The following is a 22,043-nucleotide window of genomic DNA, read 5'->3' on the forward strand; positions in this document are numbered from 1 at the left end:
CCGCATGAGCATCACCGCAGAAACCGCGTATTCCTCGAGTTCGGCCGCGAACATCCGCGCGGCTGCTGTGCGGCGCTTCGCCTTCACCGATTCCCTGTTCCACATACTGACGCGCCTGTCCGCCGCCCTTGTCCTGGTGATCCTCGGCGGCGTCGCGGTCTCGCTGGTCGCCGGGGCATGGCCGGCGCTTTCAACTTTCGGCTGGTCCTTCCTGGTCACCGAATCCTGGAATCCGGTGACAGAGAAATTCGGCGCGCTTGCACCGATCTACGGCACACTCGTCACCTCGCTTATCGCCATCGTGATCGCCGTGCCGATCGGTATCGGCATTGCGATGTTCCTCACGGAACTCTGCCCACGTTCGTTGCGGCGGCCGATCGGTATCGCGGTCGAACTTCTGGCAGGCATTCCCTCGATCATCTACGGCATATGGGGTCTGTTCGTCTTCGCGCCGTTCCTGCAGGTCCATCTGCAGCCTTTCGTCATCAAGCTGTTCCATGGCGTCCCGGGGCTCTCCAGCCTGTTTTCCGGTCCGCCCTATGGCATCGGGCTGATGACATCGGGGCTGATCCTGGCGATCATGGTGCTGCCCTTCATCACGTCCATCACCAAGGACGTGTTCGACACCGTGCCGGCGGTGTTGAAGGAATCCGCCTACGGGATCGGCTGCACGACCTGGGAGGTGACGCGCCGGGTCGTCATTCCATACACACGCGTCGGCATCATGGGCGGCGTGATGCTGGGGCTCGGCCGCGCACTCGGAGAGACCATGGCGGTCACCTTCGTCATCGGCAACGCGCACCGCATCTCGGCTTCGCTGTTCGCGCCGGGCACCACCATCTCGGCCTCGATCGCCAATGAATTCACCGAGGCCGACGGCGAGCTCTACACATCCTCGTTGATCGCGCTCGGTCTCATCCTGTTTGTCATCACCTTCCTGATCCTCGCCGCGTCCCGCTTCATGCTGATGCGGATCGAGCGTCGCGCCGGAAGCTGAGAGGGAGCGTTCGAACGATGGCAGCCGCATCTTCGCGCCACAATCGCCGCAAGGCCCGCAACGCCCTGATGATGGGGCTGAGCATGGTCGCGGCGGCAATAGGGCTCGCCTGGCTGGCGCTCATTCTGGGTGCGCTGGTCTGGAAGGGGACTGCCGGCCTGTCGTTTGCCGTGTTCACCGAGATGACGCCGCCGCCGGGCGAAGCGGGAGGGCTCCTCAACGCCATCGCCGGCAGCGTCGTCATGACCGCGATCGCCATCGCGGTCGGCACGCCGGTCGGCATCCTCGCCGGCACCTACATGGCCGAATACGGCCGTTTCTCGAAGCTCACCGTCGTGGTGCGCTTCATCAACGATATCCTGCTTTCCGCCCCTTCCATCGTCGTCGGCCTGTTCATCTACGAGATCATGGTGCGGCCGTTGGGGCATTTCTCGGCGCTCGCCGGCGCCTTCGCGCTCGCCATACTGGTGATGCCGGTGGTGGTGCGCACGACGGAAGACATGCTGAACCTCGTGCCGAACGCGCTGCGCGAAGCGGGCACGGCCATCGGCGCGCCGCGCTGGATCGTCATCCGATCTGTTGCCTACCGTGCCGCGCTGTCGGGCATCGTCACCGGCGTGTTGCTGGCGATCGCGCGCATTTCGGGCGAGACGGCGCCGCTCCTGTTCACCGCGCTCAACAACCAGTTCTGGTCGAGCAACGTCAACGCGCCGATGGCCAGCCTGCCGGTGACCATCTTCCAGTTTGCGCTCAGCCCCTATGAGGAATGGCAGCAATTGGCATGGACCGGCGCGCTGATCATCACCTTCGCCGTGCTGATGTTGAGCATCGTCGCACGCGCCCTTACCGTCCGGAGAGAGGACAGATGACACAAATGCTGTCGCCGACATCCATCGCCGCCAGCCGGCCGGCCGCCGAAGAGGTGAAGCTCGAGGTGAGCAACCTCAATTTCTTCTACGACCGGACGCGGGCGCTGAAGGATATATCGCTGTCGCTGCCGGCGAAGAGCGTGACCGCCTTCATCGGGCCTTCCGGCTGCGGGAAATCGACGCTTCTGCGCGTCTTCAACCGCATCTACGAACTCTATCCGAAGCAGCGGGCCGAAGGCGAGGTGCTCCTCGACGGCCGCAACATCCTCGACAAAGGGCAGGACCTGAACCTGCTTCGCGCCCAGGTCGGCATGGTCTTCCAGAAGCCGACGCCCTTTCCGATGACCATCTACGAAAACATCGCCTTCGGCATCCGGCTCTACGAGAAACTGCCGAGGTCCGAAATCGACGGTAGGGTCGAGGAAGCGCTGAAGCGCGCCGCGCTCTGGACCGAGGTGAAGGACAAGCTCAACGCCAGCGGACTCAGCCTCTCCGGCGGCCAGCAGCAGCGGCTCTGCATCGCGCGCACGGTCGCGGTGAAGCCGGAGGTGATCCTGCTCGATGAACCGGCCTCCGCGCTCGACCCGCTCTCGACCGCGAAGATCGAGGAGTTGATCGACGAATTGCAGGCCGACTACACGATCGTCATCGTCACCCACAACATGCAGCAGGCCGCCCGCGTGTCGGCCCGCACGGCCTTCATGTATCTCGGTGAACTCATCGAATTCGGCGACACCGAGCAGATCTTCACCTCGCCGCATGACAAGCGCACCCAGGACTACATCACGGGCCGCTTCGGCTAGCCCCGCCTTCACAGGGACCGGATCATGAGAGAGCATACCGTCACCGCTTTCGACGAGGATCTGAAGGCCGTCGACCGGCTGATCCACGAGATGGGCGACCTCGCCGCCGCGATGGTCGGATCGGCGACCCGCGCGCTGCTCGACCTCGACAACCCGCTCGCCCACCACGTCGTGTCGCAGGACGCGGTGATGGACGCCATGCAGCGCGATCTCGACGAGCGGGCGATCACGCTGATCGCACGCCGCCAGCCGGTGGCGGGCGATCTGCGTTCGGTGGTGGGCGCCATCCGCATGGCAGCCGACCTGGAGCGGATCGGCGATCTGGCCAAGAACATCGCCAAGCGCGTCGGCGCGGTGGGCGAGGCGGTGCCGCCGCGCCGGTTCGCCCATGGCATCGACGCCATGACCGATCTCGTCCTCGGGCAGGTCGAGGGGGTCGTGCGCAAATACGAGGAGCGCGATGCGGAGGGGTTGAGCGGATTGCGCAGCGACGACGAGAAGATCGACATCCAGTATACGGCGGTCTTCCGCGAACTTCTGACCTATATGATGGAGGACCCGCGCAACATCACTGCCTGCACGCATCTCCTGTTCTGCGCCAAGAACCTCGAGCGGATCGGGGACCATGTGACCAATATCGCGGAAAACGGCTATTATATCGTCACGGGCCGGCAACTTTCGCCCGACCGGCCGAAGCAGGACGAAACGGCGAACGTACTGGCGGAATAGCAGACAGGCCGATGCCGATGATCGCACCGAAAATCCTGGTGGTGGAGGACGAAGAGCCGCTCTCCGTGCTCCTGCGCTACAATCTGGAGTCCGAAGGCTACCAGGTCGAAACGGTCATGCGCGGCGACGAAGCCGAGATCAGGCTGAGGGAGAACGTGCCGGACCTTCTCGTGCTCGACTGGATGCTGCCAAGCATCTCCGGCATCGAGCTTTGCCGCCGGCTCCGCATAAGACCCGAGACCGAACGCCTGCCGGTGATCATGCTGACGGCGCGCGGCGAGGAAAGCGACCGGGTGCGCGGGCTCTCGACCGGCGCCGACGACTATCTCGTCAAGCCGTTCTCCATGCCCGAATTCGTGGCACGCGTGCGGGCGCTCCTGCGGCGGGCGAAACCCGAGACACTTTCAAACGTGCTCAAGGTCGGCGACATCGTACTCGATCGCGAGACGCATCGCGTCTATCGCGGGGAGGCCGAGATCAGGCTCGGCCCGACCGAATTCCGCCTGCTCGAATTCCTTATGCGCAGCCCCGGCCGCGTCTTCTCGCGCGGCCAGTTGCTCGACAATGTGTGGGGCGAAACCATCTATATCGACGAGCGCACGGTCGACGTCCATGTCGGGCGCCTGCGCAAGGCGGTCAATGACGGCCGCTTGCCGGACGTCATCCGCACGATCCGCGGCGCCGGCTATTCCATTCAGGAGAGCTGACCAGCGTCCTGCGGCTTCAGGCAACCGCCCTCCCGCGTGCGGCCACGGAGGGCGGGTTTCCGGCGGCGAAAACCTCCTGGTCGAGGAAGGTCAGCGCGCGCATGGCGCAGCCTTCGCGGATAAGTGAAAGCTGGTCCGGCTCGGTGGCGAACGATATCGCTTCCTCGTGCTGGCCGCCGACGGTCCTCGCGATCGCGGCGCGCATCGGTCCCTCGATCAGGTCGAAGGCGCGCGCGCCGATACCGACCATCGCGACGGGCGCCGGATCGATCAGCGCGAACAGGCTGCCGAGGCCAAGGCCGATCGCCTCCCCGGCTTGCGCGTAGGCTCTCCGCTCCGGTCCGTCATGCGTACGCGCCGCCTCGGCGAGCGCCAGCATATCCCGGTCCTCGATATCGGCGATGAAATGGTCGCGGTCGGGCAGGGCGTGGGCGTTGCGCCAGATCGCATAATTGCCGGCATAGGCCTCGATGCAGCCGCGCCGTCCGCAGCGGCAGAGATCGCCGTCCGGGATATGGATCATGTGGCCGAACTCGCCGCCGGAAGAGCGCGTGCCTGTGAAGAGTTCGCCGTTCAGGAAGAGGCCCATGCCGATACCGTTCGACAGGAGCACGGAGACGAAATTGTCGCGATAGCGCTCCGGGTCGCGCCAGCGCAGCGCCACCGCCGTCATGTTGCAATCGTTCTCCACCGTGACCGGAAGGCCGAACGCCTTCTCCAGCGCATCCCCGAAGCGGATATTCCGGTGCGGCGTGATCGGCGACCAGAGCATCGCCGCTCCGCCTGAATCGGCGACGCCCTGCACGGCAAAGGAAATGCGCATCACCCTCGATCCGGCGGCGGCGCTTCTGGAGACGAGGCGGCCGACAATCCCGACCGCCTCCGCGATCAGCTCGTCCCGCGCAAGCGTCATCGTCGACAGCCTGCACTGCTCGGCCGCCACGATATTCCCGGCATAGTCGAGGAGCGTCGCGGAAAGCGTGTTCAGCGCCAGCAGCATCGTGACGACCGAACTCGTTTCGGGATTGAGGCCGAGAGCCACCTGCGGCCGGCCGCGTTTCGACACCGCCGTCCCGCCCTTCACCTCGGTGAGAATGCCTTCCTCGATCAGGTCGGCCGAAATCGCCGAAATGGTGGAATGGCTGAGCCCCGTAATTCCGGCGATCTCCGTACGCGAGGGTTGCCGGGCGCGGCGGACGGCGGAGATGATCATGGCACGATTGCGCCGCCTGAGATCGTCGTGGCGGATTCCGACCGTCATTTACACAATTCCTCCCGTGCCGTCGGGCGTCGGATCCAGCCGGGGCCGATCGGAGCCGCATGACAGCGCGTGAAGTATATTGACATGGATAAAAGAGTGAGTCATTCTTTTTTTCGAAGCTCGAAATAAAGAGCTTCCCAGAGACCGACGGTCTATTCATCGCGCCGGTTCGGCGCAGGGAGGAAATCATGGGAAAGTTTACGGCCGCCTTGCTGGCGGGTGCCGCGATCACGCTTTCGTTCTCGACGTTTGCTCAGGCGAAGGACAAGATCATCGGCGTGTCCTGGTCGAACTTCCAGGAAGAGCGCTGGAAGACGGACGAGGCCGCGATCAAGAAGCAGCTCGAGGCCGATGGCGATAAATATATTTCCGCTGACGCCCAATCCTCTGCGGAAAAGCAGTTGAGCGACATCGAGAGCCTGATCTCGCAGGGCGCCAACGCGCTCATCGTGCTGGCCCAGGACTCCTCGGCGATCGGCCCGGCCATCCAGAAAGCGACGGACGAAGGCATTCCGGTAGTCGGGTATGACCGGCTGATCGAGAATCCGGAAGCGTTCTATCTCACCTTCGACAACAAGGAAGTCGGCCGCATGCAGGCGCAGGCGGTCTTCGCCGTGAAGCCGGAAGGCAATTACGTCTTCATCAAGGGCTCGTCGGCCGACCCGAACGCGGATTTCCTGTTTTCCGGCCAGATGGAAGTGCTGAAGGCTGCCATGGATGCCGGCAAGATCAAGAATGTCGGCGAGGCCTATACAGACGGCTGGCTGCCGGCGAACGCCCAGAAGAACATGGAGCAGTTCCTGACGACCAACAACAACAAGGTCGACGCGGTGGTCGCTTCCAATGACGGCACGGCCGGCGGTGCGATCGCGGCACTTGCCGCGCAGGGCCTTGCCGGCTCCGTGCCGGTTTCGGGACAGGACGGCGACCATGCGGCGCTGAACCGTATCGCTCTCGGTACCCAGACCGTGTCGGTGTGGAAGGATGCGCGCGAACTCGGCAAGAAAGCGGCCGAAATCGCTTCCATGCTCGCCGACGGCAAGAAGATGACCGAGATACCGGGCGTCCAGAAATTCGACGGCGGGCCGAAGCATGTCGAGATGAACTCGATCTTCCTGAAGCCGCTCCCGATCACCAAGGACAATCTCGACGTGGTGATCGATGCCGGCTGGATCAAGAAGGACGAAGTCTGCCAGGGCGTGAAGGCCGGAACCGTCAAGGTCTGCGGCTGAGCTTCGACAGATCGCGCCGCCGCGGTTTGACCAGAACCGCGGCGGCCACGTAATATGGCAGTTAGCGCGGCAGACGCGGTGGCTCGCTTTGCCGCGCGGGGAGGAAGCCATGTCCGATTCGACCGCGCCGCTCGACCGCGCCCGGGCGGCGGAACTCAGTCCCCTGAAATCGTTCCTCAGGGCGACCGAAATCGACACCCGCATGCTCGGGATGGTGGGGGCGCTGGCCCTTATCTGGATCGTTTTCCATATCCTGACGGGCGGGCTGTTCTTGACGCCGCGCAACCTCTGGAACCTTTCGGTCCAGTCTGCCTCGATCGCCGTCATGGCGACGGGCATGGTGCTGGTCATCGTGACGCGCAACATCGACCTGTCCGTCGGCTCCATGCTCGGCTTCATCGGCATGATCATGGGGGTGACGCAGACCGAGTTCCTTCCCAAACTGCTCGGCTACGAGCATCCGACGATCTGGATCATCGCGCTCGCGGTCGGTCTGGTCCTCGGTCTGGTCCTCGGCGCCTTCCAGGGCTTTCTTATCGCCTATCTGGAAATCCCGTCCTTCATCGTGACGCTTGGCGGCCTTCTGGTCTGGCGCGGCGCCGCGTGGTGGGTGACGAGCGGCCGTACCGTGGCGCCCATGGACGAGACGTTCAAGCTCATGGGAGGCGGGCCGCAGGGGTCGATCGGCGCCACATGGAGCTGGGTGGTGGGGATCGTGGCCTGCCTCCTCGTCGTCCTCGCCCTCATCAACGGGCGAGTGCAGCGCAGCCGCTTCCGCTTTCCGCAACGCCCCGTCTGGGCGGAATTCTTCCTGGGCGGCGTGACCTGCATCGCCATCCTGGCGGCGGTCGGTGTCGCCAATTCCTATCCGTGGCCGATCGGCATCGTGCGCCGCTATGCCCAAGCGCATAACATCACCATCCCCGACGGCGGGCTGTTCATCGCGCACGGTATCGCCATACCGGTGCTGATCGCGATTGCGGCCGGCGCGGTCATGACCTTCCTCGCGACGCGCACGCGTTTCGGCCGCTACGTGTTCGCCATCGGCGGCAATCCGGAGGCGGCCGAACTTGCCGGCATCAACACGCGCTGGGTGACGGTGAAGGTCTTCATGCTGATGGGCATGCTGACGGCGGTGAGCGGCGCCATCTCGATCGCGCGGCTGAACGCGGCGACCAACGCGCAGGGCACGCTGGACGAGCTTCTGGTGATCGCGGCGTCCGTCATCGGCGGCACGTCGCTCGCCGGCGGCGTCGGCACGGTCGCGGGTGCCATGCTCGGCGCGGTGCTGATGCAATCGCTGCAATCGGGCATGGTGCTGCTCGGACTGGACACCCCCTTGCAGAACATCGTCGTCGGAGCGGTGCTGGTCGTCGCCGTCTGGCTCGACACGCTCTACCGCCGCAGGATCCAGTGAGGCCGACATGGACGCCCAGAGACCCCCACTCGTCGATCTGAGGAACATCTCGATCTCCTTCGGCGGCGTGCATGCCGTCGACGAGGCCTCGGTCGATCTGCATGAAGGCGAGGTGATGGCGCTTCTCGGCCATAACGGCGCCGGCAAGTCGACGCTGATCAAGATCCTCTCCGGCGCCTACAAGCGGGATACGGGCGAGATCTTCATCCGCGGCGAGGAAGCGACCATCAACAACCCGCGCGACGCCAAGAAATACGGCATCGAGACGATCTACCAGACGCTCGCTCTGGCCGACAATGTCGATGCGGCGGCGAACCTGTTCCTCGGCCGGGAACTTCGTACGGCATGGGGCACGCTCGACGATGTTGCGATGGAGAACCAGGCGCGCAAGGTCATGGGGCGGCTCAACCCGCGCTTCCAGCGATTCAAAGAGCCGGTCAAGTCGCTGTCGGGCGGCCAGCGCCAGTCGGTGGCGATCGCTCGCGCCATCCTCTTCAATGCGCGCATCCTTATCATGGACGAGCCGACGGCGGCGCTCGGCCCGCAGGAAACCGCGCAGGTGGGCGAACTGATCAAGCAGCTCAAGGCCGACGGCATCGGCATCTTCCTCATCAGCCACGACATCCACGACGTATTCGATCTCGCGGACCGCGTCTGCGTCATGAAGAACGGTCAGGTCGTGGGAACCGCGCGCACGGGAGACGTCACCAAGGACGAGGTGCTGGGAATGATCATCCTCGGCAAGTGCCCGCCGGGCGCGGTGCCGGGACCCGGGGCCATGCAGGCCGCGGCGGCATAAGCCGTCAGCCGGCTCAGCCGAGTATCGCGCCGCCGAAGATAAGAAGCAGTACCAGCACGATCAGCACGATGATGATCAGGATGCGGGCGAGGCCGCCGGCCACGCCGGCGATGCCGGGAAAGCCGAGCAGGCTTGCCACGCCGGCGATGATGACAAGGATGATGATCCAGCGAAGCATAAAAATCCTCCTTCAAGCCCGATGGAATCGGCTTGGCGGCACGTCGTTGCGCGGAAGTTTAAGTCGTTGGAAAAGAGGTGGGGAGGCCGCCTCGCGACAGCCTCCCGCGAAGATCGGTATCAGCAGCGGCGTTCGTAGATCACGCGACGGCCGTAGCGGTCGTGGCCACGATAGCGGCAATAGCCCTGGCGATCGGCGGACCTGCCGAGCAGATAACCGGCGGTGCCGCCGATCAGCGCGCCGCCAAGCGCGCCACCCGTCGTGCCGGTCGCCAGGCCGCCCACGGCCGCGCCTACCGCAGCACCGCCGACGCCGGTCTGTTCGGCAGTCGTACACCCCACCAATGCAAGTGGAGCGGCGGCCACCATCACCAAGATAAGCTTTTTCATCAACCTTCTCCTTGAATATGCCCCTTCGTGCCAAACCTTTTGGGGCCGGCTACATTCCATTCGATAACGGCGTTCGCGGCTTCTTTACGGCCACCCGTCACGATTTCTATTTGTGGCTAACCAGTCTTTACCGGGATCGACTTTCCTCCAATTCCGCAGGAAAACGGAAATCGAGGCATATCGTTCCATAAAAAGAACGAGCGCGGGGCGGTGGCCTAATCGCTCTCGAAATTGTGGGCGGGAATGGTCAGCCGGTATCCCAACTCCACCGGGCCGAAGGCGAGGCTGGCGCTGCCGCCGAGCGAGGCCGGGACCACGCGTTCCAGGGCGACGCTGCCGAACCGCTTTTCCTTCAGCACGTCCGGATCGCTGGCGCTCGCTTCGGACCAGATCAGTACCAGGTCGGACATTCCTTGTCCGCCGCTATCCCGTTCGGTCGATATCGTCACCGAGCCGTCGCCGGCGGCAAGTACACCGTAGCTGACGGAGTTGACGGCAAGCTCATGCAGCGCGAGCCCTATATGGAGCGCCGCGTTGGGATTGAAATACGGGTTCTCGCCCTCCAGGCGGATATTGCGCTGCGGGTCGGCGCAGTAACGGGCCACCTGTCCGGCAACGAGTTCCTGCAGCCTGGCGCCGCGCCAGTTGGAAGACGTCACCAGATCCTGCGAGGACGCGAGCGACTGGATGCGTCCGCGAAAGCGCACGAGAAAGGAATCGATGCCGCCCGAATACCGGCCTGTCTGGGTGGCGATGCTCTGAATGATGGAGAGCAGGTTCTTGGAGCGGTGACTGACTTCGCGCAGGAGCGTGCGCAGGGTCTGTTCCCTTCGCCGTTGTTCGGTCGTTTCGACAGCGGTGGTGAGCAGTCCGCGGATCGCGCCGCTATCCGTGCAGTCCGCGTCCACCCATATGTTGAACCATCTGGCTCCGCTCGCGTCAGGCACCGAAATCTGGGCCGTCCGCGACACGCCGTCGGCAAGGACGGTCTCTTTCAATTTCCAAAGGCGTTCGGCCTCGTCTTCCGGGAGAAAATCCCCATCGCGGGAACCGGCGGCAACGCCGCCGCTGTTCCATGCCGGCGAGACGCCCCGCGTCCACACGACGCTGCCGCCCGGATCCTGATAAATGACGGAGATATCGCAGTTTTCGAGCGCCCGGGCGAGATTCGCACCGACCCCCGCACTTGCTGGCCTACGCCCGTCACTGGTGCCTTTTTCTGTGCTCATTTACGCCACGTATCCGCGTGTCAACGCAAAACGGGCAAGGCCTTCAAGAAGTTCCACCCAAACGATGTTCCGCCGGGTGTGCGTCTGTGCGGAACGCATTCACCCGGCGGCGCATGGAAGCCGTTTGAGGGGGCGGCTCCCAGCCTGGGGAACCTGTTGTCGTGCTCTCGATCTAGCGCACGCGGCGATAGAAGGCTGCAAGAAGCGACATGGCGAAGAACGCCGTCAGCATGAAGGCGAGCAGCTGGGCCACGCCCGCCGACGATGCCGCAAGGCCGCCGAGGCCGAATGCGGCCGCCATGACAGCGACGATAAAGAATACCAGTCCCCAATAAAGCATGTCCGATCTCCTGAAATCCCGAGCGCCGCCAGCCGTCGACAGGGTCAACGAACCCCGTCGCGATTGGTTCCATGTCGGGAGGCAGCTGCCCTTACGGCAGCAGCAGCGCGCGCCAATAGGAATCAAATAACGGCGAAATGACGGCAAATAGACAGGCCGTCCCTCGATGCCGAAATAAATTCAGGCGGCGGCCTTGGCTTGGTTATCGAAGAAAAGAGCCTGGCTGATAAGCGCTTTAACCATTTCAGGATTGAAAGGTTTCGTTACCAGAAAGGCCGGTTCAGGTCTTTCGCCGGTAAGCAGGCGCTCGGGGAAGGCCGTGATGAAGATGACCGGAATGGGCGAGGTGGCCAGGATATCGTTGACGGCGTCGATACCCGAGCTTCCGTCAGCGAGCTGGATGTCGGCAAGCACCATCTTCGGATTTGTCCGCTTGAAGATCTCCCCCGCCTCGCTGCGCGTGCGGGCGGTTCCAACGACCCGGTGACCGAGGCTTTCGACCATTTCCTCGATGTCCATCGCGATCAGCGGCTCGTCCTCGATGACGAGGATGTCGGTCGCGACCTGCCTGGATATCTCCACGCTCGCTTCCTGCAGGAGCGAGGAGAACTCGTCCTCGTCGACATCGAGGATCTCCGCCGCCTCATCGTCGGTGAAGCCTTCGACCGCGACCAGCAGGAAGGCCTGCCTGGCGCGCGGCGCGAGAGCGGAAAGGTTCGCGGCGGCGCGTTTTTCCCACCCCGACGCCGGGCTCACCTGCGGGACGCGGACGGCGATCGTGCCGTAGAGCTTCGCGAAGGCCTTATAGAGCGCGACGCGGGTGCTGGAGGCGTCGGGAAAGATGGTTACATCGGCGATGATGGCTTCGAGCACGGCCGCGACCAGGGCGTCGCCGCTCGTCTGCGACCCGGAAACTGCTCTGGAAAACCGCCGCAGATAGGGCAATTGCGGTGCAATCGACGCAGATAGGCTCATTCGTTTCCGGCTCCCTCAAAATATTTCGACGCACAAAACGGTACAAAAACGATGCCGCGCCGAAAAAGTTCCATATCAGGGAACCCATTTTAAGATAAAGCGTTTATGCGCAGATCGGGGCGGCGACAAGGGCGCGTTGCGTAGCCTTGCGAGAGACACGGGGCCTTACGAGATACGGGACGCTTGGGGGAAACAAGGTTGGGTATGACTTCAGGAACAAAGACCGGGCGAATGAAAAGCAATGCGGGCCGCAGGGCGAGTGGACCGGAAATTCTGGGACCGAATTCAGAGATCGGTCGAAAACTCCGCCAGTATTATGACGAGATCGCTTCCGACGAAGTGCCGGACCGCTTCACCCAGCTCCTGAGCCGGCTGGAGCAGGCTGAAACATCCACGGGCAAGGAATAACGCATGGCGTCCGCCACGGGCTTCCACAGCGATTTGCTGGCGGCCATTCCCAGCCTTCGCGCATTTGCCGTCTCTCTCGCACAGAACGCCGACAAGGCCGACGATCTCGTGCAGGAGACGCTGGTGAAGGCGTGGGACAAGCAGAAAAGCTTCCAGCCCGGCACGAACCTCAAGGCCTGGCTCTTCACCATCCTGCGCAACGAGTTCTATTCGCAGATGCGCAAGCGGGGCCGCGAGGTGCAGGACAGCGACGGCACCATGACCGGAAGGCTGGCCGTCCATCCGAGCCAGGACGGTGCGCTCGACCTGCAGGATTTCCGTCGGGCGCTCAAGCAGCTACCGGAAGACCAGCGCGAGGCGATCATCCTCATCGGCGCCTCCGGTTTTTCATATGAGGAAGCCGCGGAAATCTGCGGCTGCGCCGTCGGCACGATAAAGAGCCGGGTCAGCCGCGGCAGGACACGACTTCAGGAATTGCTGCAGATATCCGGCGAAGCCGATTACGGTCCCGATTCGATCGCCGCTCAGGTATTGGGCTCCAACGTCGCCTGAGCCGTGCCGCGCCCGACGACCGATGCGATCGCCTCGATCAGCTCCTGCCCGCCATACGGCTTGCCGACCACGGGGACGCCGGGGAAATCCGCGAACCTTCCCGCCGTGCCGTCATAGCCCGTCGCGAAAACGAACGGGATGCCCTGCTCTGCGAGCCTGCGGGCGAAATCCAGCGTGGACCGGCCGCCCAGCATGGCGTCGATCACGGCAACGTCGAAGCGTTGGCCGGCCAGTTCGGTCTCGATCGCGTCGAGACTGCCGATGAGGATGGCATCCTCGGCGCCATGGTCGCGGCATAGCTGCTCGACATCCATCGCGATGAGGTATTCATCCTCGAGTATCAGGATGCGGAATCCGGCGAGAGGCAGCGCGGCCACGCGGTTTTCTCCATGCTTCACGGCAGGCCTTCATGCAGTAGGACAACCGGGCTGTCATTTAAAAAAGACATGATCGAAATTCATTTCGCAAAACCCTCGGCGATACTACGATATGGCTGGAAACCGGCCCGTCGCATTGGAGCCCGCGCTTGACCCTTCCTGCGGAAAATTCCGGAAAACGCGTTCCCTGCGAAAAATGTCCATTGCGAAAACGCCCGGTCTTCCGGCCGTTCGAGCCGGAGGAACTTGCTTTCATCAGCCGGTTCAAGACCGGCGAACTCTCGGTGGATCGCGGTGCTACCGTCCTCGTGGAAGGCGCCAACAGCGCCCATCTCTATACGGTGCTTTCCGGCTGGGGGTTCCGCTACAAGCTCCTGCCGGACGGCCGCCGGCAAATCCTGAACTATGCGATGCCCGGCGACCTGATCGGACTTCAGGGCAGCCTGATGGAGGAGATGAGCCATTCCGTAGAGGCGCTCTCGCCCATGCTTCTGTGCGTATTCGAACGCGATCAGCTATACGAGCTTTACCGCAAGCATCCGGGGCTCGCCTACGATATCACCTGGCTCGCCTCTCGCGAGGAACAGATGCTGGACGAGAATCTTCTGAGCGTCGGCCGGCGCACGGCGCTCGAACGGGCCGCCTATCTGATCGCCTTCATCGCCGGGCGTGCGTCGGCTGTCGGCCTCGACAGTTCGCATCCACTGGAGATCCCGATCACGCAACAGCACGTCGCCGACACGCTCGGCCTCTCGCTCGTGCACACCAACAAGACGCTGCGCAAGCTGGTCCAGCGCCGCCTCATCTCCTGGCAGGAAAGGGGGTGCGTGGTTCGCGACATCGACGGTCTGCTGGATGTCGCGGGTTGGGAAGGGATGAGCGAGACGGTGCGGCCGCTTTTGTGATCCGTCCAGGCGATCCTCAATCGCTTTCAGTGGACCATTCCATGCCGGGCAGTATGTTCCCGCCGATCGCGTAGACGATAAGCAGCGCCGGCACGGCGATGAACCCGCCGATCGGCCCCCATATCCATATCCAGAAGGCGAGCGCCAGGAAAATCACGAATGGATTGAGCGTCAGCGTCCGCCCGAGCACGGTCGGTGTCACGAACTGCGATTCGGCCAGATGGAGGGCAAGGAAGACGATCGTGGGGAGAAGCGTCGCGCCGAGCGTGTCGAAGCTGATGACGCCGACGCCGAGCAGCACGGCCGCCATCACGGCGGGGCCGATATAGATGACGAAATTGAGAAGCGCTGCGAGCGCGCCCCAGATCGCCGGGGAAGGCACGCCGATGGCCCACAGGGCGAGTGTCACGGCTATGCCCTGTCCGATATTGATGACCGTGATCGAAAGAAGATAGCGCGAAACCAGATACTCCACGTCGCGGAAGATGTGGGCGACACGCCAGCGCAGGCGGCGGTCGAGGCACAGTCGCAATATGGCGATGCGGGTCCGGTGCCGGGTTGCGAGGAAGAAATACATGCCGGCGAAAAACAGGATGATCTGCGCGATCACCGCCGGCGCCAGCACGGCGACACTCTCGACCGGCGAACCGCTGTCCACCGATACGGTGACCTTCGATCCCCCGGTGATGTTGCGTAATTGCTCGCGCATATGTGCGATCGAATCGAGCGGTTCCCTGAACTGCGACAGGTGAATCTGCAACTCGCGCCAGATTTCCGGCAGCCGGCTGAACCAGAATGCCAGCGGCGTGGCGAGCGCAGCGGCAAGGGCGCACAGGCACAGCAGGAAAACCAGGACGACCAGGAGGGACGAAAGGGCCGGCGATACGCCCCTTTCCTCGATCTTCGAGGCGACCGGGCCGAGCATCAGGCCAATGACGATACCGAGCGCGACGGGCTCGAGGATAAGTCGGCCGGCATGAAGCGCGAAGACGAACGCGATGATCCCGACAAGAAGCATCGAGGCCCGCGCCCCGTTCGAGAGCAGCAATTCAAGATTGGATTTTGGCGGCAGCCGGACGATCGGCGGCTTTTTGCGGACGTTGACGTTCATATGGAATTCCGGATTGGCCGCTTTAACGCGCCGTCGCCCTGTTCCGTTCCGGAAGTCCTCGCCCGTTCCGCTTCGGGACAAGGAACTTACCGCGGCGCCGAACGTTGGGTGGTTTGACGAAAGAGGGAGCTTCTCAAATGGCAACACAAGCCGGTACCGGAAAATCGCCCAACGGCTCGAGGCGCAGCGCCGCGGAGTTGGAGGCCCAGATCGAAATCCTGCGCGCCGAGGTGGCGAAGCTTTCCGAGCAGCTTGAAAGCTCCGGCGAGATTTCGGTCCGGGCGATGAAAAAAGCGGCCGCTGCGGGCGTGGACCAGCTTAAATCGCAAGGTGAAGCGGCTTATGACGGGTTGCGCGCGAACGCCCGCGATATCGAGGGTCAGGTCTATGCGGCCGTGCGCGAAAAACCGGCCACCTCGCTTGCGATCGCGGCTGCGGTCGGCTTCCTTCTGGCCGTGATGGCGAGACGGTAGCCGCGCATGCTGGCCTCGATCATTCGCTCGCTGGCGAGCGGTGAAGTCTCCGATATTTTTGGCCGTTTCCGGCGCGCCGCAATCGTCTATGCGCTGGCGGCGGTCGCGGCCATATGCGGTATCGGCTTCCTAGTGGCGGCGGGCTTCGTGGCGGCCGTTCACCGGTTCGGTGCCATCCCGGCTGCGATCTACTTCGGGATCGGCTTCATCGTGATCGCCATCCTCCTCGTGGCCATCTATGCCGTGGTGGAAGCTCGGACACGGGCGCGGCGCCGGAAGAAGGCACGAAAAGCCGAGCTTTCCGGTGTGCTGGGCGCCGCGGCGCTCGCCGCGCTGCCCTCGCTGCTTCGTTCGCGGTTGGGTGTTCTGGAGGTGCTGGCGCCCTTTGCCGCCATCGCGGCCTACGAGGTCTACAAGGAGAACCGGTCGCGCAGGCCGGAGCGCACCGATCGCGAAGACGACGACGCCTGATCCGCTTCCAATTGCAGGCATTCCGACCAAAGACGGAACCATCTCCCCACCCACCCATTGCTTCCCGAAAGCGGGAACTTGGCGAGGGCGGGCGGTATTGCCGACCAAAGGAGCGATGGCGTGGAAAAGAAAATTCCCGCGGAAAAAGCCCGGCAGGGCCGATGGGGCATGCAAATCCTCATCGTCCTCATCTGCGCGCTGATCCTGGCGGGGATCGTCTGGTTCGGTCTTGAGATCTACGGCGAACATCTCGCAAACGAACCGGCTGCCGTGCACCTCAACGGCTAGCGAGCATTCGGATCTAGTGGTGTCTTTCGGTATCGGCCGAATGGGCTCTTGCATCGATGGAGATCGGACTCCACATTGGGGCCGTGTCCAACCAATCGAAAGGAGGTGATCCGATGTCGAGTGATTTGTGCCTGAGCGTGGTCCCGACGGATCGCCTTTGCGGGGAGCAGTCTTCCCGCTAGGCGCGATCGGCGGCCGGTGGCCTCCAGGCCCACAACCTGCAGGCCACAAATGGCAAGGGCCGCGCCACGCACCAAAACACGGAAGGGCCGTCCTCGACGAGGGCGGCCCTTTTCGTTTCCGTTCCGGATGCGGTTATTGCGTCAGCACCAGTCCTTCGATGTCCGCGATGATCTTCTGGAAGGCTCCATCGAGTTCCGTCCCCGTCGACGCGTCGAAAAAGTGCTGCCTGCCGGGCTTGTCGGGCGAGGAGCAGTTCTTGAGCACGCTTTTCGCCTCCGCCCTTTCCGTGGCGCTCATGCTTTTGTCGTCGAGGTCGAAGCCGATCGTGTAGACCTCGATCCCGTCGGCCTTCATGTTGGAGCAAATGCTTTCGGCATTGCCGCGCGCGACGTCGCCCTGGTCGTTGTAGTCATTGCTCACGCCGGCATAGGCTGTGTTGAACTGCCCGTCCGTCATCAGGATCGCAACCTTCGATAATTTGTTCGGGTTCGTGTTCGCCGGCCCGTCGCCCAGACCGGCGTCCTTGATGGCCGAGCGCCATTGCGAGGAGAGCATGTAATAGGTCCATTGGACCGCGATGGCGCCCGCCGTGTAGCCATTGGCCTCGAAGTCATCGATCGAATCGAGCAGCGCATCCTCGTCGGTCGTAAGCGGGATGACCTTCGCATCGGGGCACTTGTTCATCGAGGATCCGGAAAGATGGTTATCGCGGTTGACCAGCGCGTAATAAGGCTGGCCGTTCTTGTCGGTGCGGATGGTGTCGGGGCCGTCGGCACTGAAATCGGCGTTTCCGTAGCGATCCTTCCGCTCCGTCGCACAATTGTCCGAATGCGGATAGGCGGAAGCGACGATGGATTTGTAGGTGGCGAAGAGAGGCAGCGCCTTGCTGCCCGTCTTCGATACGAGAAGCTTACTGCCTGCCACCGGCGGCAGGTCGGACGAAGACGAAGTCTCGGCATAGACGTTATTGACGAGCGCGCCGACATTGACGCCTGACGCATAGGGCACCAGCGCGACGCGTACTCTCGGATTGTTGGTGTTCTGGTTACCGAGCATCGTCTTGACCGCGTTCGTGGCGGCAAGCCGGAGATCCCCGATCTTGTCGGTGTACTTGGTCTTGGCCATGGAGCCGGTGAGGTCGAGCATCATGGCGACCTCGACCTGCTTGTCGGAATAGAGCGCCGCCGATGTCACCGAGATCTTCTGGCTGTCGGCCGCACCGAAAAGCGGGAAGAGCAGGCTAATGTTGACGCTCGCCGTCGCGGTGACGGTCTTCGCGGTGTGGTCGACGATGAGCGAATCGAGGCTGATCTTGTCGGCCGACGCGAAACCGGTACCGCCATTAGTGAATAGGAAAGCCTTGACCGTCTTTTCGGCGTCGTCTTCCGGAATGGCGCCGGTCGTCAGGTCGCGGGCCGTCGAGGTGACGGCCGAATCGAGCGCGTTGAGCAGATTGGACCGCGTCAGCACCATCTGTGCCGTATTGATGCCAAACCCGACCGAAAGCAGGATCGTCGTCAGGATCGCCGCCGTAATGACGGCGAAATTGCCGCTCCTGTCCTCGATGAACCGGGCAAGCTGCCTGCCCGCACCCCCAAAACCACGCCGCATCTTTCCTGCCTCCATTTGGCGGCATCCAGCCGCTGAACGGACAAGTGCAGGAAGCTTGCCGATCTCCCGGAGCATCGGCGGATGGCCGCGAGTACCCGGATAAGCTGTTGATTCTAATTACGTATCGTCTTTGCAACGGTTAATCGTTGGTAAAGGAAAAGCGCCAGCGCGCAAATCCTTTACCGGTCGTCAACCGTAGCAGGCCCGCAAGGCATCGCCTGTGGGAAAGAGGTGTCCCGGATCGGTACGCCGCCTTCGACGCTTGTCCCGCTTCGGGTCAGCCGCAATAGGGCTGGCGCCGGCCGCCGGAATAGTATCGGACCAGTGCTCGGGAGAGCAGGACAGGCGCCACCTCGCCGTCTTCCGTCTCTACGTCGGCGAGCACGCGGCCGTAATATTTGCCGCCGCCTATATTGGTGATCTTCACCTTCTGACTGCCGAGCAGCGCGGCGAGCGCATTGCGCGCTTCGGCTGCCGCGAACCGTTCGCGTGGGCAGCGGCTATGCAATTCCGGCGCGTCGATGCCACGGATGCGCACACTGACCCGCACCGTCTCGCCCGGCCAGACATGCGCCTCGGCGACGAACGTATCCCCGTCGATCACCCGCACGACGGTGGCGGTGACGGGACCGCTGATCTCGTCGCGCGCATCGACGGCGGGGATGGCGGCGAGCAACGTCGCCGCGCACGCGAAAACAACCGGAACCGGTCCAGCCCGCCGGGAGAAGGGAAATCGACCCATATAGGGAATATATTCCTAGTATGGGCCTATGGCAATGTCGCGCGGTTCAGAAATCGACCGCCTTGCCTTTCACCTCCCAGTCGCCGTAACGTGCCGGGTCTTTGCCGCCGCGCCCGCCATGCTCGGCAGGTGCCCCGGCTTCTTTCGCCAGATATTCGGCGCGTCGCGCTTCGGCCTCGGCCAACGCGCGCCGTGCCGCGGGCGACCGCTTTGCCGCGGGCGGTTCGGCAACGTTTTCGGTTGTCTTTCCGTGCCGTTCGTCATCCGTCATTTCGTATTCTTTCGACATTGAAACGGGTTCGTTGGTTTCCCATCATATAGGCGGTTGATCCGGTGCGATCGAGCCCGTTCGGGCGATCGGCGCACCGCCTTGCGGAGAAGAAAATGAACGCCATTCGCACCGGCATGCTGCTGGCCGTAATGACGGCTCTTTTTATGGGGGTGGGCTACCTGATCGGCGGCCCTGCCGGCACGGTTATCGCTTTCGTGATCGCCGCCGGCATGAACCTCTTCAGCTACTGGAACGCCGACAGGATGGTGCTCTCCATGCACCACGCAGTCGAGATCGACGAGCGCACGGCGCCCGAATATTACCGCATCGTCCGCGACCTCGCGCACCGCGCCAACCTGCCGATGCCGAAGGTCTATCTCATCGAAAACGACCAGCCGAACGCCTTCGCCACCGGCCGCAACCCTCAGAACGCGGCGGTCGCGGCCACAACGGGCCTGCTCAGCCAGCTTACGCCGGAGGAACTCTCGGGCGTGATGGCGCATGAGCTTTCGCATGTCGAGCATCGCGACACGCTGACCATGACGATCACCGCGACGCTTGCCGGCGCGATTTCGATGCTCGGCAATTTCGCCTTCTTCTTCGGCGGCTCGCGCGAGAACAACAACCCGTTCGGCTTCGTCGGCGTGCTGGTGGCGATGATCGTCGCGCCGCTCGCCGCGATGCTGGTGCAGATGGCGATCAGCCGCACGCGCGAATATTCCGCCGACCGGCGTGGCGCCGAGATCTGCGGCAACCCGCTCTGGCTCGCCTCGGCCTTGCGCAAGATCGCTACCGCCGCCCACCATGTCGTCAATCCCACGGCGGAGCGCAATCCGGCCACCGCGCATCTGTTCATCATCAATCCGCTTTCCGGGACGCGCATGGACAACCTCTTCTCGACCCACCCGGACACCGAGAATCGTATCGCGGCGCTCGAAGCCATGGCGGGCGGCGGGATGGAAGGTAGCGCACCGGCGGCGCGTCCGAGCGATCCCGACATCCCGTCCGGTCCGTGGGGCCGCGCGACAGAAAGCGAAACGCTGGACAATCCATGGCGCCGCAGCCCGACCGGACCGCGTGCGCGGCGAGGCGATCGCATATGAAGTTCGACCCCCACTCCGATTTGCTTCGCAAACCACCTCTCCCCCGCTCGACGGGGGAGAGGAAGCGCCGGCCGCAAGGCTTGGCACTTTTCCTCGCCCCCACGAAGGTGGGGGAGAGGTGGCCGCGAAGCGGACGGAGTGGGGGATACTTCGCCGTATGCGGTAGTAGTCCTGGGTCATGAGACCCGACCTACATCTTCATTCCCGCAAGCCACAATCGGGAAAGCCTAAAGAGAGCGGGGAGCAACGCCCCGGCCTTGCCGTGCGCAAGACGGCGGCGCGGCTCCTCTCGGCGATCATCGATGCGCATACATCGCTCGACGGGCTGACCGATGCGGCGGGCGGCCATCCGCAATATCGCGCGCTGGACGTTCGCGACCGGGCGCTGGTCAGGGCGGTCCTCACGACCGCACTGCGCTTCCGCGTCACGATCGAGAAGCTGATCGAGCGCGAACTTGACCGGCCCCTGCCGGGGAACGCGCACGCGCTCTCGCATATCCTCCATGTCGCCGCCGCCCAGATACTCTTCCTCGACATTCCCGACAGCGCGGCGGTGGACCTCGCCGTCAGCCATGCCAAGGGCGATCCGCGCACGGCGCGCTTCGGCGGTCTCGTGAACGGGGTGCTGCGCGCGCTGGCGCGGTCGAAGGACAAGGCGCTGCCCGAGATGCTGGCGGCGACGGAGGACGCTCCGGACTGGTTCCGCGAGCGGCTCGTCGCGGCTTATGGCGAGGAAAATGCCGCGGCCATACTGGCCGCGCATAGGGTCGAGGCGCCGACCGATTTCACGGTTCGCGCCGATCCGGAAAAATGGGCGAGGCGGATCGGCGGCATCGTGCTGCCCACCGGCACGGTGCGCGTGGAACGGCTTGCCGCTCCCGTTCCCGAATTACCCGGTTATGGCGATGGCGCCTGGTGGGTGCAGGATGCGGCGGCCAGCCTGCCGGCGCGTCTTCTCGGCGATGTCTCTGGAGCGCGTGTTGCCGATCTATGCGCTGCCCCCGGCGGCAAGACGGCGCAGCTTGTATCGGCCGGCGCGCGGGTGACGGCGGTGGACATATCATCGAGCCGGTTGAAGCGCCTTGCCGTCAATCTCGGCAGGCTTGGGCTGGAAGCCCAAATCGTCACGGCCGATCTCATGAAGTACGAGCCGGCACGGCCCTTCGACGCGGTGCTGCTCGATGCGCCTTGCTCCTCGACTGGCACAGTACGCCGCCATCCGGACGTGCCCTGGACGAAGACGCCGGCTGATATCGAGAAGCTTGCCGAGGTGCAGTTCCGCCTGCTTGGCCGCGCGGTGGAGTTGGTCCGCCCCGGCGGACGGGTGGTCTTCTCCAATTGCTCGCTCGATCCGGCGGAGGGCGAGGTGCTTCTCGAACGGTTCCTTGCCGGAACGGAAGGTGTCAGGCTGGACCCGATCCGGCTCGGCGAGGCCGCAGGCATCGATCCCTTCATCACGGCACGCGGGACGCTCAGGACCACGCCCGCCGAACTCGACCTCGGAACGCCTGCCCTTTCCGGCATGGACGGCTTCTTCGCCGCGCGCCTCTTTCGCCTGCCATAGGGCTGGCATAGGGGGTTACCGCGCAAAAGCAATTTGCGCCTTCGCATATCGGAGCGACT

At 63.7% G+C, this 22,043-nt stretch carries 27 protein-coding genes; 16 read left to right on the forward strand and 11 right to left on the reverse strand.

Annotated features, from left to right (window positions below; all coding sequences use genetic code 11):
• Positions 1 to 4: 4 nt before the first annotated feature.
• Genes pstC through phoB form a run of 5 tightly spaced genes read left to right on the forward strand, consistent with a single transcriptional unit; the run spans position 5 to position 4,105 of the window.
• Positions 5 to 997: a phosphate ABC transporter permease subunit PstC gene (gene pstC, locus RBH77_RS04060; protein WP_311030870.1), complete on the forward strand. Its 993-nt coding sequence runs from the start codon at positions 5 to 7 to the stop codon at positions 995 to 997.
• A gap of 17 nt (positions 998 to 1,014) precedes the next feature.
• A complete protein-coding gene (gene pstA / locus RBH77_RS04065; protein WP_311030871.1) occupies positions 1,015 to 1,866 on the forward strand; it encodes a phosphate ABC transporter permease PstA in 852 nt (283 codons plus the stop codon).
• The gene (gene pstB, locus RBH77_RS04070; RefSeq protein WP_311030872.1) at positions 1,863 to 2,669 is read left to right on the forward strand and encodes a phosphate ABC transporter ATP-binding protein PstB; all 807 of its coding nucleotides are present in this window, start codon (positions 1,863 to 1,865) and stop codon (positions 2,667 to 2,669) included. The genes pstA and pstB overlap by 4 nt, the downstream gene beginning before the upstream one ends.
• A 24-nt stretch (positions 2,670 to 2,693) precedes the next feature.
• A complete protein-coding gene (gene phoU / locus RBH77_RS04075) occupies positions 2,694 to 3,398 on the forward strand; it encodes a phosphate signaling complex protein PhoU (protein WP_311030873.1) in 705 nt (234 codons plus the stop codon).
• Between the two features lie 17 nt (positions 3,399 to 3,415).
• A complete protein-coding gene (gene phoB, locus RBH77_RS04080) occupies positions 3,416 to 4,105 on the forward strand; it encodes a phosphate regulon transcriptional regulator PhoB (RefSeq protein ID WP_371832865.1) in 690 nt (229 codons plus the stop codon).
• Positions 4,106 to 4,121: 16 nt separating this feature from the next.
• On the opposite strand, the gene RBH77_RS04085 is transcribed toward phoB, so the two are convergent.
• Positions 4,122 to 5,366, reverse strand: coding sequence for an ROK family protein (locus RBH77_RS04085; RefSeq protein WP_311030874.1), 1,245 nt, complete (start codon positions 5,364 to 5,366; stop codon positions 4,122 to 4,124).
• A gap of 188 nt (positions 5,367 to 5,554) precedes the next feature.
• On the opposite strand from RBH77_RS04085, the gene xylF reads away from it, so the two are divergent.
• The 3 genes from xylF to RBH77_RS04100 all read left to right on the forward strand — a co-directional run bounded on the left by xylF (position 5,555) and on the right by RBH77_RS04100 (position 8,814).
• On the forward strand, positions 5,555 to 6,598 hold the full coding sequence (xylF, locus tag RBH77_RS04090) for a D-xylose ABC transporter substrate-binding protein (protein WP_311030875.1): 1,044 nt from the start codon (positions 5,555 to 5,557) through the stop codon (positions 6,596 to 6,598).
• Positions 6,599 to 6,707: 109 nt separating this feature from the next.
• Entirely contained in the window at positions 6,708 to 8,015 is a 1,308-nt protein-coding gene (locus tag RBH77_RS04095; protein ID WP_311030876.1) for a sugar ABC transporter permease, read from the forward strand.
• Between the two features lie 7 nt (positions 8,016 to 8,022).
• The gene (locus RBH77_RS04100; RefSeq protein ID WP_311030877.1) at positions 8,023 to 8,814 is read left to right on the forward strand and encodes an ATP-binding cassette domain-containing protein; all 792 of its coding nucleotides are present in this window, start codon (positions 8,023 to 8,025) and stop codon (positions 8,812 to 8,814) included.
• Positions 8,815 to 8,827: 13 nt separating this feature from the next.
• Here the strand turns inward: RBH77_RS04100 and RBH77_RS04105 are convergent, their stop codons facing one another.
• The 5 genes from RBH77_RS04105 to RBH77_RS04125 form a co-directional block, all read right to left on the reverse strand.
• Complete coding sequence (locus tag RBH77_RS04105; RefSeq protein ID WP_311030878.1) at positions 8,828 to 8,992, reverse strand: DUF1328 family protein; 165 nt, start codon at positions 8,990 to 8,992, stop codon at positions 8,828 to 8,830.
• A gap of 119 nt (positions 8,993 to 9,111) precedes the next feature.
• Complete coding sequence (locus tag RBH77_RS04110; RefSeq protein WP_311030879.1) at positions 9,112 to 9,381, reverse strand: YMGG-like glycine zipper-containing protein; 270 nt, start codon at positions 9,379 to 9,381, stop codon at positions 9,112 to 9,114.
• Between the two features lie 215 nt (positions 9,382 to 9,596).
• Positions 9,597 to 10,610 carry a sensor histidine kinase gene (locus tag RBH77_RS04115; RefSeq protein WP_311030880.1) on the reverse strand — a complete coding sequence of 338 codons (1,014 nt, stop codon included), beginning with the start codon at positions 10,608 to 10,610 and terminating at the stop codon, positions 9,597 to 9,599.
• 172 nt (positions 10,611 to 10,782) lie between these two features.
• Positions 10,783 to 10,950 (reverse strand): DUF1328 domain-containing protein, encoded by a 168-nt coding sequence (locus RBH77_RS04120; RefSeq protein WP_311030881.1) that lies wholly within the window; start codon positions 10,948 to 10,950, stop codon positions 10,783 to 10,785.
• Positions 10,951 to 11,130: 180 nt separating this feature from the next.
• Positions 11,131 to 11,925, reverse strand: coding sequence for a response regulator (locus RBH77_RS04125; protein ID WP_311030882.1), 795 nt, complete (start codon positions 11,923 to 11,925; stop codon positions 11,131 to 11,133).
• A gap of 231 nt (positions 11,926 to 12,156) precedes the next feature.
• Here RBH77_RS04125 and RBH77_RS04130 point away from each other — a divergent pair, with 231 nt between their 5' ends.
• Together RBH77_RS04130 and RBH77_RS04135 are read left to right on the forward strand one after the other, a co-directional pair.
• Positions 12,157 to 12,333 (forward strand): NepR family anti-sigma factor, encoded by a 177-nt coding sequence (locus tag RBH77_RS04130; protein ID WP_311030883.1) that lies wholly within the window; start codon positions 12,157 to 12,159, stop codon positions 12,331 to 12,333.
• Positions 12,334 to 12,336: 3 nt separating this feature from the next.
• On the forward strand, positions 12,337 to 12,885 hold the full coding sequence (locus RBH77_RS04135) for an RNA polymerase sigma factor (protein WP_311030884.1): 549 nt from the start codon (positions 12,337 to 12,339) through the stop codon (positions 12,883 to 12,885).
• Here the strand turns inward: RBH77_RS04135 and RBH77_RS04140 are convergent.
• Positions 12,858 to 13,262: a response regulator gene (locus tag RBH77_RS04140; protein WP_311030885.1), complete on the reverse strand. Its 405-nt coding sequence runs from the start codon at positions 13,260 to 13,262 to the stop codon at positions 12,858 to 12,860. The genes RBH77_RS04135 and RBH77_RS04140 overlap by 28 nt on opposite strands.
• A 149-nt stretch (positions 13,263 to 13,411) precedes the next feature.
• On the opposite strand from RBH77_RS04140, the gene RBH77_RS04145 reads away from it, so the two are divergent.
• Entirely contained in the window at positions 13,412 to 14,167 is a 756-nt protein-coding gene (locus RBH77_RS04145; RefSeq protein WP_311030886.1) for a Crp/Fnr family transcriptional regulator, read from the forward strand.
• Between the two features lie 16 nt (positions 14,168 to 14,183).
• On the opposite strand, the gene RBH77_RS04150 is transcribed toward RBH77_RS04145, so the two are convergent.
• Positions 14,184 to 15,278 (reverse strand): AI-2E family transporter, encoded by a 1,095-nt coding sequence (locus tag RBH77_RS04150; protein ID WP_311030887.1) that lies wholly within the window; start codon positions 15,276 to 15,278, stop codon positions 14,184 to 14,186.
• 137 nt (positions 15,279 to 15,415) lie between these two features.
• Between RBH77_RS04150 and RBH77_RS04155 the strand changes: the two genes are divergently transcribed.
• From RBH77_RS04155 to RBH77_RS04165, 3 genes are all read left to right on the forward strand, one after another.
• The gene (locus tag RBH77_RS04155) at positions 15,416 to 15,751 is read left to right on the forward strand and encodes an ElaB/YgaM/YqjD family protein (protein WP_311030888.1); all 336 of its coding nucleotides are present in this window, start codon (positions 15,416 to 15,418) and stop codon (positions 15,749 to 15,751) included.
• Between the two features lie 6 nt (positions 15,752 to 15,757).
• Positions 15,758 to 16,222 (forward strand): hypothetical protein, encoded by a 465-nt coding sequence (locus RBH77_RS04160; protein ID WP_311030889.1) that lies wholly within the window; start codon positions 15,758 to 15,760, stop codon positions 16,220 to 16,222.
• 120 nt (positions 16,223 to 16,342) lie between these two features.
• Entirely contained in the window at positions 16,343 to 16,510 is a 168-nt protein-coding gene (locus RBH77_RS04165; RefSeq protein ID WP_311030890.1) for a hypothetical protein, read from the forward strand.
• 315 nt (positions 16,511 to 16,825) lie between these two features.
• Here RBH77_RS04165 and RBH77_RS04170 read toward each other — a convergent pair whose 3' ends face one another.
• The 3 genes from RBH77_RS04170 to RBH77_RS04180 all read right to left on the reverse strand — a co-directional run bounded on the left by RBH77_RS04170 (position 16,826) and on the right by RBH77_RS04180 (position 19,335).
• Positions 16,826 to 18,304, reverse strand: coding sequence for a TadE/TadG family type IV pilus assembly protein (locus tag RBH77_RS04170; protein WP_311030891.1), 1,479 nt, complete (start codon positions 18,302 to 18,304; stop codon positions 16,826 to 16,828).
• Between the two features lie 277 nt (positions 18,305 to 18,581).
• Positions 18,582 to 18,980 carry a thermonuclease family protein gene (locus RBH77_RS04175; protein WP_311030892.1) on the reverse strand — a complete coding sequence of 133 codons (399 nt, stop codon included), beginning with the start codon at positions 18,978 to 18,980 and terminating at the stop codon, positions 18,582 to 18,584.
• A gap of 112 nt (positions 18,981 to 19,092) precedes the next feature.
• A complete protein-coding gene (locus RBH77_RS04180) occupies positions 19,093 to 19,335 on the reverse strand; it encodes a DUF1674 domain-containing protein (RefSeq protein WP_311030893.1) in 243 nt (80 codons plus the stop codon).
• Positions 19,336 to 19,430: 95 nt separating this feature from the next.
• Between RBH77_RS04180 and htpX the strand changes: the two genes are divergently transcribed.
• Complete coding sequence (htpX, locus tag RBH77_RS04185; protein WP_311030894.1) at positions 19,431 to 20,420, forward strand: zinc metalloprotease HtpX; 990 nt, start codon at positions 19,431 to 19,433, stop codon at positions 20,418 to 20,420.
• Between the two features lie 178 nt (positions 20,421 to 20,598).
• Entirely contained in the window at positions 20,599 to 21,984 is a 1,386-nt protein-coding gene (locus tag RBH77_RS04190) for an RsmB/NOP family class I SAM-dependent RNA methyltransferase (protein WP_311030895.1), read from the forward strand.
• Positions 21,985 to 22,043 lie beyond the last annotated feature (59 nt).

The organism is Mesorhizobium koreense (genome assembly GCF_031656215.1).
GTDB classification, from domain to species: Bacteria; Pseudomonadota; Alphaproteobacteria; order Rhizobiales; family Rhizobiaceae; genus Mesorhizobium_L; species Mesorhizobium_L koreense.